18 protein-coding genes are annotated in these 16670 nt (G+C 34.2%); 7 read left to right on the top strand and 11 right to left on the bottom strand.

What is annotated here, in order from left to right:
• Positions 1 to 16: 16 nt before the first annotated feature.
• From K0U91_RS08270 to K0U91_RS08260, 3 genes are all read left to right on the top strand, one after another.
• Positions 17 to 727 (top strand): Dph6-related ATP pyrophosphatase, encoded by a 711-nt coding sequence (locus tag K0U91_RS08270; protein ID WP_220180721.1) that lies wholly within the window; start codon positions 17 to 19, stop codon positions 725 to 727.
• Positions 728 to 764: 37 nt separating this feature from the next.
• On the top strand, positions 765 to 1655 hold the full coding sequence (locus K0U91_RS08265) for a hypothetical protein (RefSeq protein WP_220180720.1): 891 nt from the start codon (positions 765 to 767) through the stop codon (positions 1653 to 1655).
• A gap of 111 nt (positions 1656 to 1766) precedes the next feature.
• Positions 1767 to 2867: a serine hydrolase domain-containing protein gene (locus K0U91_RS08260; protein WP_220180719.1), complete on the top strand. Its 1101-nt coding sequence runs from the start codon at positions 1767 to 1769 to the stop codon at positions 2865 to 2867.
• A 278-nt stretch (positions 2868 to 3145) separates the two neighbouring features.
• Here the strand turns inward: K0U91_RS08260 and K0U91_RS08255 are convergent, their stop codons facing one another.
• Entirely contained in the window at positions 3146 to 3757 is a 612-nt protein-coding gene (locus tag K0U91_RS08255) for a hypothetical protein (RefSeq protein WP_220180718.1), read from the bottom strand.
• Positions 3754 to 4077, bottom strand: coding sequence for a PadR family transcriptional regulator (locus tag K0U91_RS08250; RefSeq protein ID WP_219970254.1), 324 nt, complete (start codon positions 4075 to 4077; stop codon positions 3754 to 3756). The genes K0U91_RS08255 and K0U91_RS08250 overlap by 4 nt, the downstream gene beginning before the upstream one ends.
• A 90-nt stretch (positions 4078 to 4167) precedes the next feature.
• Here K0U91_RS08250 and K0U91_RS08245 point away from each other — a divergent pair, with 90 nt between their 5' ends.
• A complete protein-coding gene (locus K0U91_RS08245; RefSeq protein WP_220180717.1) occupies positions 4168 to 4695 on the top strand; it encodes a 2'-5' RNA ligase family protein in 528 nt (175 codons plus the stop codon).
• Between the two features lie 49 nt (positions 4696 to 4744).
• Here the strand turns inward: K0U91_RS08245 and K0U91_RS08240 are convergent, their stop codons facing one another.
• Both K0U91_RS08240 and K0U91_RS08235 read right to left on the bottom strand, forming a co-directional pair.
• Complete coding sequence (locus K0U91_RS08240; RefSeq protein ID WP_220180716.1) at positions 4745 to 6109, bottom strand: T9SS type A sorting domain-containing protein; 1365 nt, start codon at positions 6107 to 6109, stop codon at positions 4745 to 4747.
• Between the two features lie 2 nt (positions 6110 to 6111).
• Positions 6112 to 6591 (bottom strand): hypothetical protein, encoded by a 480-nt coding sequence (locus K0U91_RS08235; RefSeq protein WP_220180715.1) that lies wholly within the window; start codon positions 6589 to 6591, stop codon positions 6112 to 6114.
• A gap of 91 nt (positions 6592 to 6682) precedes the next feature.
• On the opposite strand from K0U91_RS08235, the gene ruvC reads away from it, so the two are divergent.
• Positions 6683 to 7237 (top strand): crossover junction endodeoxyribonuclease RuvC, encoded by a 555-nt coding sequence (gene ruvC, locus K0U91_RS08230; RefSeq protein WP_219970571.1) that lies wholly within the window; start codon positions 6683 to 6685, stop codon positions 7235 to 7237.
• Positions 7238 to 7330: 93 nt separating this feature from the next.
• On the opposite strand, the gene K0U91_RS08225 is transcribed toward ruvC, so the two are convergent.
• Complete coding sequence (locus K0U91_RS08225; RefSeq protein WP_258561930.1) at positions 7331 to 9124, bottom strand: zinc-dependent metalloprotease; 1794 nt, start codon at positions 9122 to 9124, stop codon at positions 7331 to 7333.
• Positions 9125 to 9441: 317 nt separating this feature from the next.
• Here K0U91_RS08225 and K0U91_RS08220 point away from each other — a divergent pair, with 317 nt between their 5' ends.
• Together K0U91_RS08220 and K0U91_RS08215 are read left to right on the top strand one after the other, a co-directional pair.
• On the top strand, positions 9442 to 10509 hold the full coding sequence (locus tag K0U91_RS08220; protein WP_220180713.1) for a DUF4407 domain-containing protein: 1068 nt from the start codon (positions 9442 to 9444) through the stop codon (positions 10507 to 10509).
• A 25-nt stretch (positions 10510 to 10534) separates the two neighbouring features.
• Positions 10535 to 10744, top strand: a complete 210-nt coding sequence (locus tag K0U91_RS08215; RefSeq protein ID WP_259429329.1) for a KTSC domain-containing protein — start codon at positions 10535 to 10537, stop codon at positions 10742 to 10744.
• A 51-nt stretch (positions 10745 to 10795) separates the two neighbouring features.
• On the opposite strand, the gene guaB is transcribed toward K0U91_RS08215, so the two are convergent.
• From guaB to K0U91_RS08185, 6 genes are all read right to left on the bottom strand, one after another.
• On the bottom strand, positions 10796 to 12256 hold the full coding sequence (gene guaB, locus K0U91_RS08210; protein ID WP_219970248.1) for an IMP dehydrogenase: 1461 nt from the start codon (positions 12254 to 12256) through the stop codon (positions 10796 to 10798).
• A gap of 152 nt (positions 12257 to 12408) precedes the next feature.
• Positions 12409 to 12909 (bottom strand): DUF4252 domain-containing protein, encoded by a 501-nt coding sequence (locus K0U91_RS08205; protein WP_220180711.1) that lies wholly within the window; start codon positions 12907 to 12909, stop codon positions 12409 to 12411.
• A 16-nt stretch (positions 12910 to 12925) separates the two neighbouring features.
• Complete coding sequence (locus K0U91_RS08200) at positions 12926 to 14197, bottom strand: DUF4252 domain-containing protein (protein ID WP_220180710.1); 1272 nt, start codon at positions 14195 to 14197, stop codon at positions 12926 to 12928.
• A 65-nt stretch (positions 14198 to 14262) separates the two neighbouring features.
• A complete protein-coding gene (locus K0U91_RS08195) occupies positions 14263 to 14922 on the bottom strand; it encodes a hypothetical protein (protein WP_258561929.1) in 660 nt (219 codons plus the stop codon).
• Positions 14897 to 15406 (bottom strand): RNA polymerase sigma factor, encoded by a 510-nt coding sequence (locus K0U91_RS08190; RefSeq protein WP_220180709.1) that lies wholly within the window; start codon positions 15404 to 15406, stop codon positions 14897 to 14899. The genes K0U91_RS08195 and K0U91_RS08190 overlap by 26 nt, the downstream gene beginning before the upstream one ends.
• 97 nt (positions 15407 to 15503) lie before the next feature.
• Entirely contained in the window at positions 15504 to 16664 is a 1161-nt protein-coding gene (locus K0U91_RS08185) for a GlmU family protein (protein WP_220180708.1), read from the bottom strand.
• Positions 16665 to 16670 lie beyond the last annotated feature (6 nt).

Genomic DNA, 16670 nt, shown 5'->3' with positions numbered 1-16670 from the left:
GAAGATTTATTTAAACATGAAACCAAAAGCCATCTTCAACTGGAGCAGCGGAAAAGATTCTGCGCTTGCCTTATATAAAATTGTAAAGGAAAATAAGTTTGACATAACAACCCTTTTGACAAGTATCAATAAAGATTATCAGCGAATTTCGATGCATGGTGTTCCTGTCTCATTATTGGAAAAACAAGCTGAAAGTTTAGGTTTCCCTTTAATTAAAATGGAACTTCCGAAAGAACCCTCGATGGAAGAATATCAGCAGATTATGTCTGAAACAATGTCAAAAATTAAATCTTACGGTATCACTTATGCTATTTTTGGAGATATTTTCTTGGAAGATTTAAGGAAATACAGAGAAGATCAGTTAAAAACAATTGGGATGAAAGCTGTTTTTCCTCTGTGGAAACGAAATACTTCGGAACTCATCAACGAATTTTTAGATCTCGGTTTTAAAACTATTATCACATGCGTCAACGAGACCTATTTGGATGAAAGTTTTGCGGGAAGAATTATTGATAATGATCTCATTAAAGATCTTCCTAAAAATGTTGATCCTTGCGGAGAAAACGGAGAATTTCACACTTTTACTTTTGACGGACCGATTTTTAAAAATCCGATTAAGTTTGAAATTGGAGACAATGTAAAAAAAACGTATCCCAAGCCGAAGTCTGGCGACAATCAGGACGATGGAGAATATGTTTTCTGGTTTTGTGATTTGGTTCAGAAATAAAATTTTAGAAAGTCCGTTTAGTTTAAAACTAATAAGCATGAATCCATTTTTAAGAATTGAAAAACCTTGTACGGAATCTTTAGAAAATATGCATGATGTTTCTGAAGGAAAATTCTGTGACTTGTGCTCGAAAACAGTGATTGATTTTTCACACTTAAACAAATTTGAAATCACAAATATTATAATCGAAAGTAGAAATAAAAAGGTTTGTGGAATCTTTTTTAAAAATCATTCGAAAGAATTTTCACACGAAGAAAAAGAAATTTCTTATCCAGCAAGAAAAACAGAATTCTCCATGATCGTTGCAGGTTTAGCTTTGACAGCAAGTATCATTAATTCTTATCCGGCACAAACGAAAAACCTTGTACAAAAAGAATTTGTAAATACTGCGACATCTAAAAAAGAAAAGAATCAAGTAGTAAATAAAAATGTTGGTGAAAATTTTACCATTTCAGGAAGAATAATCTCTGGTGATAAACAACAGCCGATTTCTGCGACAGTCAGTTTTATTACGATTTCAAAAGTCTATACTACAAATTCTGATAAAGACGGTTATTATTCTTTAGAGGTTCCAAAAGAAATACTTAAATTCGAAAGTCTCTTAGAATTCAATCCCAATAATTACGTTTACGACAACAAACTTTCAATTTACACAATTAAAGAGTTAGGCAAAAAGCAGTTAATAAAGTTGGATTATAATGGGCTTGATAAAATGATGGGAGAAGTTTCTTCGGGTCCACCAAGCGCTACAGAAAAGTCTCTTATTGTTTTAGATGGTAAAAAAATTGACCATAAATCATTCAACAAAAGTTATTGGATGTACTACAGCAGATATGACATACACTACATCCCAAAAGAATATGTAAAGTTTTTCACAAGTAAAGAACAGATAGAAGATATTTACATAGTTTTTGTAAAACCGAAATAGTTTTATTAGCTAAGCATCTTCAGTAAACTTAAACGTTGGTTTTCTCAAACTTTTCCCGTCCATATTTTGATATTTTTTATTTTTTATAACTTTAGATATCTAAAGCACATCATGAAATTTTTAATCATTCTTAGTTTTATTTGCCTTCTATTTTCCTGTCAAAAAACTGAGACTATACAACCAGTTAACAGAAAAGCAATTGCGGATTCTGGTGTTGTCGTATTTCAACAAAAATTATATAAAACTCAAATCGATTCTATTTTTAATCAATACAATTTCAACGGCAGTGTCGGTGTTTTCAAAGATACTGTTGAATTATACCTACGGAATAATGGTTTTGCAGATTTTAAAAATAGACAAGCGATTAATAATAAAACAGTTTTCGCTATCGGGTCAGTAAGCAAGCAATTCACCGCGGTTCTTATTTTATTAAAAATGGAAGAAGGCAAGCTTACTTTAGACGATCAGGCTTCAAAATATCTCAAAGAATTTCAAAGCAAAGAATACGGTAATATCACGATCCATCAACTTTTAAATCACACTTCAGGACTTAATACTTTGGGTCAGAAATTGATGTTTGCAAACGGAAAAGATTTCCACTATTCTAATGATGGCTACAATGCTTTAGGGAAAATTATAGAAATAGTAACCGGGAAATCCTATGATGAAAATGTGATTGATTTATTCAAAAGAGCGGGTCTGAAAAACTCATCTACGGGAAATCTGTTTGATAGTGAGAATTTTGCCGGAGCTTATTTAGGAAATGAAAAAAACTTTGAAATCATGCACAATATGCCTAAAAGATTAGGCGGAAAAGAAATCGGAATTGCTGCAGGCGGAATTTTGTCTACAGTTGATGATTTGCATCGGTGGAACAATCTTCTTTACTCGGGAAAAATAATACAACCCGAAACATTAAAAAAATTCTTACTGAAAAGTGCTGAAAGACAACACCCGATTTTCGGAAAAATGGGATATGGATACGGCATTATGATGAATATGGGAAAACCTGCAGCGTATTTTCACAGCGGTTATATAAAAGGCTCGCCCTCGCTAAATATTTATTATCCCGAGACAAAAACTTCTGTCATCATTCTTTCAAATATTGCTGATGAAGAAAAAGGGAAAAGCACAACCTTCAAACCTCATCGTGAGATCAAAAATTTTACCGATATGATAGAACGTATTTCTACTAATCAAAACATAAACTAATTTATAGAGTTTCGATGAAATTTTGAATTTTTGATAATGCTTTTGAAAATTACAGGAATATACTCAAGAGAAAAAGCAAAATATGATTCATCTTAAATTCATCGTCAATGTAATTCAAGTTTAAAAAGTGTTTTCAAAACTCAGGTTTTTATCAATCTGAATATTTAAAATTTGCGCAGTCATTTTGTCACTAACTTCCAGCAAAATATCCAGTAAAGCTTGTTCAGTTAGACATCTGTCTTTTTACTTTCTGCTACTGAGGTAATTATTTAAAACACTTAAATTAAAACATTTACTTTTTTGCTTCTGAAATATAATAACTGAATCTGTACCAACATACCATATACGCCAAAAACCTTCCTTATCCCAAATTCCCAAAAATGTATATTTTGAGAAAAAAAACCTACAATAAAAAATAAAATACATCCTATAAAAAAGTTCTTCAAAATCAAAGGATGAAAACTCAATTCGATGTATTCTCTGAATTTCAATTTTTTGAATGCAAAATTGTATAAAAGCATTGAAAGGGAAAGAAGTGCTAAACCGATTTGAATGATATAAAAATAATCATTCAGAAATAAAAACACACCCATGCCAATCAAAGAAAAGGCTATTGAAGAAAAAATAATATTTCTGAATCTAGACTTTAAAATTGTCTTCTCTATTCTTGCAATTTTTTTGAATGACAAGGCATCAGCATTCACCATTTCTAATTCATATTGCCACACAACTTTAGTTTTAAGAAATGCTTCCTGAAAACTTAAATTTTCTTTCATTAATTCTGAAATCTGTATCACAAAATGGTCATAAATTTCATTCAAAATAACAGCATTCAGATTTTTTTTGCTCAGAAAATTTTTTATCTCACGCTCTTGAAAGTTAGTTATCATATATTAAAAATTGTATTAAGATTAAATAAATAAGTTTTCATTTCGGCTTCCTGAGCGGCTTGTTGCCTTTTTCCTTTCTCTGTTAAAAGGTAATACTTGCGGTCTCGCCCATTGATTTTCTGAATTTCGGAACTGATGATTCCATCACCTTCTAATTTATGCAACAAAGGATATAACGCTCCTTCAGTCATCTCCAATTCACCTTCTGTAAGATCTTTTGCTCGTTGTGTCATTTGATAACCATACATTTTCACCTCTTTTGAAAGTAATTTTAAAATGATATTTTGCAAAGTTCCTTTGTAAAGACTGTTGTTTTTCACCTATAGATTTTATACATAACAAATTTATGTATAATTTTCTTATGTATAAAATTTTAGATGGTAATTTTTAAAAATGCCTATTTTTACGTTATGAAAAAAATGTATTTCATCGCGATCTATCCGCCACAGGAGATTATTGACGAGGTAAAAGTTTTCCAAAAAGATTTAGCTTTAAATTTTAATAATTCAAAAGCTTTGAAAAATGATGCTCACATCACTTTACTTCCTCCTTTTGAAAGAGAGTTGACGATGGAAAATGATATTCATGTGGAATTCGATAAAATTGACACCCATATTTCATCTTTCGAAATAAAATTAAACGGTTTCGGAAGTTTTCCTAATCCAAACAGTCCGGTTTTATTTATACAACCAGAAGAAAATGAAAGTCTAAAGCAATTGTTTTTAAATGTTAAAGAAGTATTCACCTTTAATAAACGATCATTTAATCCTCATATGACGATAGGTTACAGAAATCTCACTTTCGAATATTATCTTAAAGCATGGGAAATCTATAAGGGAAAAGAATTTAAAACTAAATTCATCGTTGATAAAATTTCACTATTGCGTCATGACGGAAAATGGATATCGATTGCTGAAAAAAAACTTTCCGGGAAATAAAAAAATCGACCTATAAGAGCCGATTTTTTTATTTTAGTGATATAAATATTTATTCTTTAATAATCTTCTGAGAAATAATTAAGCTTTTACCCTCAGTTGCAGTGACAGTATAAATACCGGAAGGTAGATCATGAATATCAACATAAACCGTTGCAGCATCCTGCAATTCAAATTTTACAGGTACTAATTTCCCTGATGCATCATACAAAGTGATTTTTATGTCTTTTGCGAAATTTGATCTTCCCCGGATAAAAAATTCTGTGTTTGCAGGATTAGGATAGATACTGAATCTTCTTTCTTCTGCTTTTATTTCAGAAGTTCCTAATGCATTTTTATTTAATGTCCACGAGACGTTTGTAAAATGTACAGTACTATGATTATCTGTTTTTACCAATGTCGTATTATCGGTTACAGAGAAAAGAAGCGTATTATTGCCATTGTTGAGTTGCGAAGGTGTGACAGTGAGTGTATTTCCTGTAGCAGCTAGAGTTGTTCCATTCAGTTTCCAGGTGTTAACCAAAGTATTAGGAATAGGAAGAATTTCGTTTACGGTAAACGTCACATTAGAATTTGCATCTACAGTACTTGTGTTTACAGGCGTAAAAGAATCTACCGGCGAAACCAAACTATGAATTTTTTCGATAATTCTCTCTTTACAAACTGAACAAAACTGTTGATTAAGATACCTCATCTCACAACTTTGATGTGGCCTGAACCAACTTGGGCTTTCCGCATGAGGAAACACCCCCACAGAATTAAGACCCACCCAATTTTTCCACTTTATTGTAGCAGGATTTGAGGTCTGAGTTTTATTAGCTGATTCTCCTGAACCTGCAAACCAATACTCATCTGCTAAATTCCCAAAAGAATGTCCCAGCTCGTGCACGACAATTTCGTTAGCAGACGAATTTAAAGAAGCAAAAGCATACGCACCTCCACAGCCACCGTATTCTGTAGAATTGCCCAGAACATAGGTAATATCATAATCCGGAACATTCGCCGAAAGCACTTGAGCTACTTTATTTGTAGTATTGCTGTAAATGCATCTGTGCACCCCTATATCAAAGGTAGAACCTAAATAATTATTAGGATTTGACACCGGAATGACTGGTTCTGTGACATCAGTTGCGGTTCCCGGATGCTTTACGCCGGATTCAGCAGAAATCACCTTTACTGCGTACACATTGAAGTAATTTTTATATTCTGTATACGGACTTTTCGTAAAAAGATAATTGACGGTATTTTGTGCTGAAGTTACAAATGCCGGAAGCTGCGCAACAGTAAAGCCATCACCCAAAACTGCGATATTGATGCGCTTATCATTGGTTCCGTTTTGAAGCAAAGGTACTGTATCAAATGTCTGTGAAAAGCAGAATGAGCTGCTTAGTAACAGAATTAATAAATGTTTTTTCATGATTACAAGTTTTGAGTGAATAGCAGGTGTTTTTTAGAATCTGTGAATTTTTCAATTTTTACAAATTTAATCTCTGAAAAATGCGGAAATCTAAAACTAAACTCACTTTCCTGCAAGGTAAGCTTATGTCTTCCCATCTTATCTCCGAAGCTTTCCAATTCCGGATTTAAAGGATTTTTAGCATTTTGTATATAAATTTCTTTCCCGCTCCTGTCGTATAAAGTAATGATTAAATCACCGTTTTCGAGCTCATTTTCATTAAAAGCCGGCATTGATTTCATCTTTCCATTCACAATTTTCTGATCATTGAGAGAAATTTTTTCTAAACCAGACTGATCTTTTCTGATCTTAAAAAAAAGATATAGAATTTCATTTTTGCTTTGCACACTCACTTCCTTTAAAGATTGAGACTGGCTTTTAACCTGCCCCACTCCGAAGAAAGTTAAGATACTGACAGCCATTAAGCTAGTAAATATTTTCATGATAATATTTTTCACTAAAGTATAAAAAGAAAGGATAAGTTGATTAAAATTTTCCAATTAAAATGCAGAATGTCATATCTTTGGAGCGATGATTTCAGCAGAGAAAATAATTTTAGGTATCGACCCGGGAACTGCCATTATGGGTTTTGGACTTATTTCGATAAAAAAAGGGCAGATGGAAATGATTTCTATTCATGAACTTATTCTAAAGAAATATCCTAATCACGAAACAAAACTTAAATATATTTTTGAAAAAACACTTGCGCTGATTGATCAATATCATCCTGATGAAGTAGCACTGGAAGCACCTTTCTTTGGAAAAAATGTACAATCGATGCTAAAATTGGGTCGCGCCCAGGGAGTTGCGATGGCAGCTAGTCTTCACAGAAACATTCCGATTACAGAATATTCGCCCAAAAAAATTAAAATGGCTATTACCGGAAATGGAAATGCCAGCAAAGAGCAGGTGGCCGGAATGCTCAAAAATCTTTTGAATTTGAAAGAATTTCCCACTAAATATCTTGACGCCTCTGATGGTTTGGCTGTAGCAGTTTGCCATCACTTCAATTCGGGTACAATTGCTGATACAAAATCTTATACTGGCTGGGAAAGCTTTCTGAAACAAAATCCGGATCGTATGAAATAGCTGATTATTAAAGAAAAAATAACAGAATCAATAGTTTCTTTATCTTTGAATTTAAACATAAAAAAAGCCCTTTTAAAAAAGGGCTTCGTCTATTTAATTGTTAAGGAATTTTTTCGATCCTTGTTGATCACCTTCTGTGTAGTTGATGATATATGCTCCTTTTACTAATTGCTGGTTGATCTGAATTTCATTTGTTTTTGAATTTCCTCTCTGAATTAGTTTTCCGCTCATGTCATAGATTTGATAATCACCAAATTTAGCTTTAGTGCTTCCAAAAAGCTGAAGTCTGTTATCTGCTTTGATATAAACAATTTTAGTTTCAGTATTATTGTTATTCATCTCCGAAGTACCTAATGTATCTAAGATTCTCACCGCGTAATCTTCCATTTGCCCATATCGTAATTGCGAACAAGCATCATAATCCGGGAAAGTCACTCCATTAAATGTAGCAGCATCTACTGCTATTCTCATTCTTAAATACACATTCTTAACAGCAGTTGCCGGAGGTGTAATATTATTGATAAGAGTGAGTCCTGAATTTGTAAGATTAGCCGAAAGATTATTAACTACCAGTTCTGTGTTTTCAAAAGTCCCGTTGTTATTATAATCAATCCAAACTTTCGTTCTAAATTTTTCGGCATGATTAAATGTGTAAGCATAGGTCACTCTCAACTCTGTTGCTACATTTGAGGTAATGTCTGTAAAATAAGCAGGTCTTATGCATGTTGCAGCAGCGTAATTTGCATAAAAAAGAGGTGATGCTTCGTCAGAATCATATCCATTGCTGATGCTACTGATATTTCCGAATATCAGTCGTGTTGGTCCGACAGCGCTGTTAGTCGGATTTATTATTCCTGTAGGGTTGCATTGAGCATTCACCACAGAAACAGGTGAAGCAATAACCGTTGCAGGATCCGTACCCGCAAGCGAATTGATGAGATTTTTTCTGTATTCCATCATCAGCAGGACAGCTCTGTTTCTTTGTCCTTCTGTGAACTTACGGTTAGAATTCGTATAATTCATGACATTGTACTGCGTACCATCATAATTTTGGCCTGTACACGGATCTATAGCATTATTGGTTGGTATTGCAACCCCATACATGCTTCTTGAAGGTGAAGTATCACAAACTAAGTCACCTTGTGTTGCACAGTTGTTGTTTACCGGACAGGTAGTCTGACTGTTAGCCGAAATCCCCTGGAACGTATGATAAAGACCAAAAGCATGACCCAGCTCGTGGGTAAGCGTGGTATCATTCTGATTCTTTATCGTCGCCACTTTCATAAAACTTTCATAGTCGTAATCGTATGAGCTTGGAAATGATGCATATCCCATGAGCCCATAAGATAATTGCTGCTGACCGTCAAAACCAATAACTACATAAATATTAAAATACGAATTTTCCGGCCAGTGTGGAGCAAGTTCGTTTTTAATTTGTGTATCTGTAGCTCCGGAATCTGTCACTCCGTTCTGATCATAATCTGGGAGCGTACTTCCGTTGTATCTTACAATACCTGTTGTAGGCATACATGTGGGAGATCTTTTTGCCAAAACAAGTTTAAATGGAATTACATTTCCTCCTGTAGGGCCAGCTCCTTCTGGATAAAACCCATTGCCATAAGTTGTTGCATACATGCTGTTTGCTCTGGCTATCCAATTGATAATTTCCTGATCTGTTACTGCCAAGTTGGCATTTGCAGGATCCTGAGATTCTATAACATGCACGACCACTGGGATTTCATATAATTGTCCTGTATAGAGAGCGTTCCACGATGAAGATGCACCTACTTTATTTAGAAAAGCCTGTTGATTCATATTATTGATCTTCTGCTCACCTTCTTCCCGTGCTCTTTTTAAATCCGGATGTCTGTCATCCAATTTTTGCATTATTTTATCAAAGCCACATTCTTTGTGTAAATCCTGCGAAAATGAATTAACAAAAAATATAAGCAATAAAATAGTACCGATTCTTTTCATTTCTCTCTATATTATTAAATATTCGATTGCAAACCTATCATTTTTTTATCAATTCTCAAGTACATCAAGTTTGAAAATGTAACAATAACTTAATATTTAACATCTTTTAATAGTAAGTACTTTGAAAACAATGATTTATATTACAAAACAACTATACTTGGTAAAACATATTACTATTTGTAACATTGGTATGATTTTTAATACTAATTTTGTATAAATTTTCAATAATGAAAAACAGTCAACCAATTATAAATCAAACAAATCATCAAATAAACTGGTTTCAGAAATTCCTGATGATCTGCTCCGGAGGAAATATTCATATCTTAAAAAAGACGCCAAGCGAATGGAATAAATTCTCAGGAATCGGTGGAATTGTCTTATTCACTGCAGTTTTTGCTACATTATCTGCAGGCTATGCAATGTATACCGTATTTGATGATATTTGGATTTCGGTAGGTTTCGGTATTTTGTGGGGGTTAATGATTTTTAATCTTGACCGCTATATTGTTTCATCAATTAAAAAAACAGGAACGTGGTGGAACCAGATTTTATTGTCGATTCCAAGATTGATTTTAGCAACATTTTTAGGAATTATTATTTCAAAACCTTTGGAGCTTAAGATTTTCGAAAAGGAAGTCAACAAACAGCTAAATACCATCATTCAAAGAAACAAAAAACAGCTTCAGGGTGAAATGACCGGAAGGATTTTACAGCAAAGCGGCCCGTTTGATATTGAGAAAAAGCAGATTTCAGAAAAAATCGCTCAGTACCAAAAGTCTTACGATTCTGCAGCGGTAGAGCTCGAAAAAGAAATTTTAGGAAAACAATCAGGACTAACGAGTGGTAAAGAAGGTTTCGGACCTAATGCAAAACGTAAGCAGGAGCTAAAAGAGCAAAGAAGAGTAGATCTTGAAAACTATCAAAAGCAGGCAGCTCCGAGATTAGAATATTTAGACAAAGAAATATCTAAGGTTTATACCAATCTAGAAACGGAAAGAAAATCCACAGAAACTATTGAGGATAAATTCAACGGTTTTGCTGCGCGGCTTCAGGCTTTAGATGAATTGGGAAAAAACTCGGCCATTATTGCAACTGCTGCAGCTTTTATCATGGGGCTTTTTATCTGCCTGGAAATTTCTCCGGTTTTGGTAAAATTGATTTCTCAGGTTGGACCTTATGATTATCTTTTGGAAAAAACTGAAAATGATTTCAGACTGTATTCTAAAGAAAAAATAGAAAAAGGAAATGCTTACACCGACTTTCGAATCGATGATTTTAAAGATAAACTGAAATAAAACATACTGTTGGGAATATTTTTTGATGAAGTTAATCATGCCTTCATCAGTTGTAAAAGATTACAGATATTTCCCTGAAACTGAGATATTACGAATTGTATATCAGTCTGGTTCTGTATACGATTACCAGAGAGTACCAAGTGATATCGTTGAAAAATTTAAAGCGGCGCGGTCCAAAGGCCAGTTTTTAAATGCTGTGATCAAGCAGAGATTCAGATTCAGAAAAATTAAGTAAAAAAACTCACAGAAACTCTGCGAGTTTTTTTATGTATGCCAAAAAAATTGTCTATAAAGAATAATTCGGAGCTTCCTGTGTAATAATGACATCGTGTGGGTGAGATTCTTTCAATCCACTACCGGTGATCATTACCATTTTAGTATCTTTTTGTAAAGCATCGATATCTTTTGCTCCACAGTAGCCCATTCCTGCTCTAAGTCCCCCCGTTAACTGAAAAATCACGTCTTCCAGCTTTCCTTTATGTGGAACCCTGCCTTCAATACCTTCCGGTACGAATTTTTTAGCTTCACTCTGGAAATATCTTTCTTTTCCACCTCTTTTCATAGCAGAAAGACTTCCCATTCCTTGATAGGCTTTGAATTTTCTTCCCTGATAAATGATTTCTTCACCTGGTGCCTCATCTGTTCCTGCTAAGAGAGAACCTACCATTACGGCTCCTGCTCCGCTTGCAATAGCTTTTACGATATCTCCTGAAAGTTTTACTCCGCCATCTGCGATAACAGTTACATTTTTAGACTGAGCATATTCATAAACATTATAAATGGCCGACAATTGCGGAACACCAACTCCTGCAACTACTCTGGTTGTACAAATAGATCCCGGACCAACACCTACCTTAAGAACGTTTGCGCCAGCTTCAATCAAATCTTTCGCAGCTTCGGCAGTAACGATGTTTCCGCCTACCAAATCTAAATCGGGATATGCTTTTCTGATTTCTGAAATTCTTTCTAAAACTCCTTTGGAATGTCCGTGTGCAGAATCAATGGCGATAATATCTACTCCGGCTTGCACTAAAGCCGCAATTCTATCCATTGTATCTTCACCAACCCCAACTCCTGCGCCTACGATCAGACGGCCGTTTTCATCTTTATTGGCGTTTGGATATTCTAGTTGATTGTCAATATCTTTAATGGTAATCAAACCAACCAATTTATAATCTTTATCTACAATAGGAAGTTTTTCTACTCTGTTTTTAAGAAGGATTTCTTTTGCCTTCTCAAGATTGGTGGTTTTATCTGATGTGATCAGCTTATCTTTTGTCATGATCTCTTCTACCTTCATATCAAGATTTTCCTGATATTTTACATCTCTGTTGGTAATAATTCCGATCAAAACATTATCAGCATTTACAACAGGCAGACCTGATATTTTATATTTAGCCATTGTTTCTTTAGCCTGAGCCAAAGTATGATCTTTTGTCAAGGTCACAGGATCAGAGATCATTCCGTTTTCTGAGCGTTTCACACGGTTGACCTGTGCAGCTTGCTCGGCAATCGTCATGTTTTTATGAATAAAACCTAAACCGCCCACTCTTGCAAGAGCAATTGCCAGCTCGCCTTCCGTAACAGTATCCATCGCAGCAGAAACTATAGGAACATTAAGCGTGATTTTATCGGTAAGTCTTGACTTTAAAGAAACCTGGTTAGGTAAAACTTCTGAATAAGAAGGTACGAGAAGAACGTCATCGAAAGTGATGGCTGTCTCTACAATTTTGTTATGAATAGACATCTTTACTTTCTTGCAAAATTAAGGCTTTTAGGCGAGATACGAAAATCCTTTTTAATAGTTTAAATGAAACTTAATAATCCATAAATTAAATTAAAAAGTCGCAATCATAGCGATCGCAACTTTTAACAATATAAAAATAAATGAATATGAATTTATTTATCTGAAACCTTGCTGATCATTTTCGAAATATCATCTGAGGTAAAGCTTCCTCTTACATCTACAAAAACTAAATCCTGATCCGAATTTACAGTGATCAGCATATTTTTAATAGATTCACCTTTTTGCTTGACCCTGATGTTGACATTATTGCCGTCATGCTTTATTGTTGCCCAGTCTTCATAATTATTATCGTTTAAATAACTAGCGTACTCTTTTAGCATTTTTTTGTTTCCGTTTTCTACTGTAAGAACTTTTATTTTAGAAACTTTTTTGACTAATGCAATGACAGCCTCATTATCACCTTCTTCTCTCAAAGCTTTTTTGATGTAAGGTTTAGCTAAAAATAGGGGTACATTGATGCTTACGAACTTCGCTCCTTTATAATCATACTCTGACTTTGAAAAAAATGCCATATTCGGTTTTTCTGAAACCAAGCATGATTGCATCAGAATCGTTGTACAAATGGCAACAAATAAAGTTTTAAATATTTTCATGGTAGCTCTTTTAAAATTAATTGATTGAAGAAAGACTTCCGCCGGACATTTTACTAACATCAGAATCGATTTTAGGATTTCCTTTGTATCTTACAGAACCTCCGGAAGATGCCTTTACCCTCATTTTATCTTTTACATTCACAGAAGCACTGCTTCCCGATGTGGCTTCCACTTCTGCTATATTTAATCGAAAATTTTCAGCTTTGATGACTGAGCCGCTGCTTACATCAATCATTCCAATATCTGCATTTCCTTCTACATTGACACTTGAGCCGCTTGAGCTTTTTACCATCACTTTACCTGACGTGATGTTTGTTTTTACATTAGACCCCGAACTAACATTAAGATCAGCCGTATTTGCTATTGTAAATTTTCCACTGACTAAAGCTCCTGAAGAAGCTTCAATTCTGAGGTTATTTTCTTTAATTGAATTTACCGCCGTAAAATTGGAACCAGATGAAACCTTAACATTATCCATTTTTGGTGAAGAGATATTCACACTCAGATTTTTGAATTTTAGCTTTTTAACTCCTTTAGTATCGATGTAGACTTTCAAAACTCCATTTTCCACTCTTGTGATCACATTTTGAAGTTTATCAGAATCTGCAAATACTCTTACATTGGTGGCATTTTCCTGTTTGAAAACCACGTTTATCCCTGAACTTACATTGATTCCGGAAAACTCACTCACATTCCGGTTTTCTCCATTTAGATAAGATGAATTATTTTCGGAATTAAACCCGCTCTTTAATGTCGTAGTTGTATGTGTTGATGCATTATTTGTTTCGCCGGAGTTGATGATTTTATTCACATCATCCATGGAAAGCTTCCCATCAAGCATCACGAGAATATTCTCGCCATCTCCGCTATCAATTCTCAGAAGGATATCTTCAAGAATTCCGTTTTTCGCTTCGGAAGAAAGAAATTTTACCTTGCTGTCCCCATTTTTTACAGACATCATTTCACTGTAATTCATGTTTTTGAGATAAGACGTAATTTCTTTATTCAGCTGATTGAGATTATTCTGAGACTTTCCGTTTTCAGGACTTTCGGTGATCAAAACTTTCAAACTGTTGATTTTTGCAAGCAAAGGCTTTATCTGATCCAACTCAGAATCCCCTATATTCAGATTGCTCAGCATACCGAACATGGGTTTTGCAATTTTAATGGAGGTTACACCTTCCACTTCCTGATATCTGTCAAACAATTGATCAAGTTTTTCTTTTTGCCCGTACACATTGAAGAAATGTGAAAAAGCGAGTGCGAATATGATAAATATTTTTTTCATGACTTTAATTAAAATTTAGTTGACTACAAGCCTGATCAGTTGCGTAATCTATATTGATTGTTCTATTAGTATTCTACGTTATCCATTACCTTGGGCTGTGCCAAAGCTTGATTCATATTGTTGGCAACCACCTGAAACGAATATTTGGTAACATTGATGGCTTCTTCCATATTATCGATTCTTTTTCCGTTGACGATCACATAAGAATCTTTATATCCTGTGGAATCTTTTATATTTTTAATAGCAGAATTGCTGACGTATCTAGGCTTTGTTTCCTTTTTAATTCTGCTTTTCTTCGAAAGAATTTTATCTAAAACATCAACTTCCGCTAAGGAATTTTCCTCAAAAATAGAGTCCCTTTTTTCTCCGGAAATCGAATCGTTACTCAATACAGCAACTTGTGTTTCGTGCTCGTGGTTTTCTTTAATAAAATCAGATTTTTGCTTTTGAATTTCATTTGCAACTAATTGTGCCTGATTTTCTACATCTGCATTTTGATTGTATTTAAAAATTAATACGATACTGAAAAGCAAAATTACACTTGCTGCCATCCAAAACCACTTTGGGAAAGAAGGCTTAGCTTTACTTATAGGAATGATTTCTCCTTCATGATCTGCATTACCTTCTGCTTTTTGAAGAAAATCTTCAAAATCCCAGTTCATTTTTTCCTCTTTCAAGTCTTTGAAGACTTCTTTATATTTATCCAGATATTGTTCGTTGCTCATAGCTCATCAGTTGTGAGATTTGTTCTTTTACTTTTTGTCTTGCCCGCATAAGATTCACTCTTACTGCATTTTCCTCCATTTCCAGCATTTCGGAAATTTCAGAAACATCATACTCTTCTACATCTTTCAAATGGATGACCATTTTTTGTTTTTCAGGAAGCTGATTGATAAAACCAATGATATGCTCCTTTAGATTATTCACATCCATACTGTAAAGTTCTGACCGGTGAAGTTGCAGATCTGCAAAGCCCAACTTCACATCGTGGTGTTTCAATCGGTTGAGGCATTCATTTTTTACTGATTTTAATGCATAGGATTTGAAATTACCGAACTGTTCCAGTTCATCTTTTTTCTGCCAAAACCTGATCATTAAATCCTGCACCACATCTTCTGCCTCATCACTACTCATGACAAATCTTTTCGCAAAACGATACATCTCATCTTTGAGAATGAAAACCGTATTCTTGAAAGTCTCCTGGGTCATAAGTTTGTTTCTATAAGTAAGACATTTAAAAACTGAAAAACATTACATGCAAAACAAAAAAACTTCAAAATAGTTTGAAGTTTTGTAATTATATGCTTTAATATTCGTCAAAAATATGCTTTAAAATTGCCTTGTCATCGCCTGTTAAAGGTAATTTTCTTCTTGCCATCACTTTCTCGGCAACTTCATAGGCTTTGTCTAATTTAAATCTTTCATCATCTTTAAATCCGCCCCAAGAAAAGTTTTCAATTAAATTCGGAGGAAAGCCTTCCCTGAAAATATTGGAAGCTACACCAACCACAGTTCCTGTATTTAATTGGGTATTGATGGCCGTTTTAGAATGATCACCCATTATCAGACCAGCAAATTGCAAACCTGTATCTTCAAAAAGCTTCGTCCTGTAACTCCAAAGTTTTACATTGGCATAATTGTTTTTGAGATTGGAAGAATTGGTATCCGCGCCCAGATTACACCACTCGCCTATCACAGAATTTCCGACAAAACCATCGTGACCTTTATTAGAATATCCGAAAATAACGATATTATTCACCTCACCACCCACTTTGCAATGCGGACCAACCGTAGTCGCACCGTAAATTTTTGCTCCTAAATTAAATTTAGACTCCTCGCATAAAACAATCGGCCCACGAAGATTGCATCCTTCCATTACCTCTGCATTTTTTCCAATATAGATTTTTCCTGTTTTGGTATTGATGGTAGAGAATTCGACTTGGGCTCCTTCTTCAATGAATAAATCTTCCTTATTTCCTAAAAATCCGTTGGTAGAAGATAACTCCTGAGAAGTTTTACCTTTTGTTAATAATTCAAAATCAAAATCAATGGCTTTATCGTTATACGTAAAAAGGTCAGTAGGTTTTTTAAAGAAAATCAATTCTTCTTTGATATCGGTCATTTTCTCAATCTGGTTCAGAGAAAAACCTTTCATATTGATTTTTGCCGCGATTAACTCATCTTCATAAACCAAAGCTTCACCTAATTTCAAGTCTTTTATCTGTCGAATGATTGTTTCAGTCGGCAAGAAATTCGCAACTAAAAAAAGACTTTCTACATCTTCCGGATTTTTAAATTTCCATTGAAGATAATTTTCGGTGAAAAAAGATACTTCTTCGTTTGCTAAAATTCTCTGCCATCTTTCGGAGAAAGTAAGAATTCCGCATCGCATTTCTGCAACAGGACGAGTAAAAGTAAGCGGAAGAAAATCTTCCCAATATTGTGCATCTGAAAATACGAGTTGCATTTTAAT

It is taken from the genome of Chryseobacterium sp. LJ668, from assembly GCF_019613955.1.
GTDB lineage: Bacteria > Bacteroidota > Bacteroidia > Flavobacteriales > Weeksellaceae > Chryseobacterium.
The sequence above is the reverse complement of the archived record's forward strand: the minus strand, read 5'-3'. Positions and strand labels throughout refer to the sequence as shown.

Coding starts and splice junctions, on each gene's coding strand:
- K0U91_RS08270 (WP_220180721.1), top strand. CDS start 17: ATGAAACCAAAAGCCATCTTCAACTGGAGCAGCGGAAAAGATTCTGCG.
- K0U91_RS08205 (WP_220180711.1), bottom strand. CDS start 12,909: ATGAAAATATTTAAAACTTTATTTGTTGCCATTTGTACAACGATTCTG.
- guaB (WP_219970248.1), bottom strand. CDS start 12,256: ATGTCTATTCATAACAAAATTGTAGAGACAGCCATCACTTTCGATGAC.
- K0U91_RS08240 (WP_220180716.1), bottom strand. CDS start 6,109: ATGAAAAAACATTTATTAATTCTGTTACTAAGCAGCTCATTCTGCTTT.
- K0U91_RS08220 (WP_220180713.1), top strand. CDS start 9,442: ATGAAAAACAGTCAACCAATTATAAATCAAACAAATCATCAAATAAAC.
- K0U91_RS08225 (WP_258561930.1), bottom strand. CDS start 9,124: ATGCAAAAATTGGATGACAGACATCCGGATTTAAAAAGAGCACGGGAA.
- K0U91_RS08255 (WP_220180718.1), bottom strand. CDS start 3,757: ATGATAACTAACTTTCAAGAGCGTGAGATAAAAAATTTTCTGAGCAAA.
- K0U91_RS08260 (WP_220180719.1), top strand. CDS start 1,767: ATGAAATTTTTAATCATTCTTAGTTTTATTTGCCTTCTATTTTCCTGT.
- K0U91_RS08195 (WP_258561929.1), bottom strand. CDS start 14,922: ATGAGCAACGAACAATATCTGGATAAATATAAAGAAGTCTTCAAAGAC.
- K0U91_RS08245 (WP_220180717.1), top strand. CDS start 4,168: ATGAAAAAAATGTATTTCATCGCGATCTATCCGCCACAGGAGATTATT.
- K0U91_RS08185 (WP_220180708.1), bottom strand. CDS start 16,664: ATGCAACTCGTATTTTCAGATGCACAATATTGGGAAGATTTTCTTCCG.
- K0U91_RS08200 (WP_220180710.1), bottom strand. CDS start 14,197: ATGAAAAAAATATTTATCATATTCGCACTCGCTTTTTCACATTTCTTC.
- K0U91_RS08190 (WP_220180709.1), bottom strand. CDS start 15,406: ATGACCCAGGAGACTTTCAAGAATACGGTTTTCATTCTCAAAGATGAG.
- K0U91_RS08235 (WP_220180715.1), bottom strand. CDS start 6,591: ATGAAAATATTTACTAGCTTAATGGCTGTCAGTATCTTAACTTTCTTC.
- K0U91_RS08265 (WP_220180720.1), top strand. CDS start 765: ATGAATCCATTTTTAAGAATTGAAAAACCTTGTACGGAATCTTTAGAA.
- K0U91_RS08215 (WP_259429329.1), top strand. CDS start 10,535: ATGAAGTTAATCATGCCTTCATCAGTTGTAAAAGATTACAGATATTTC.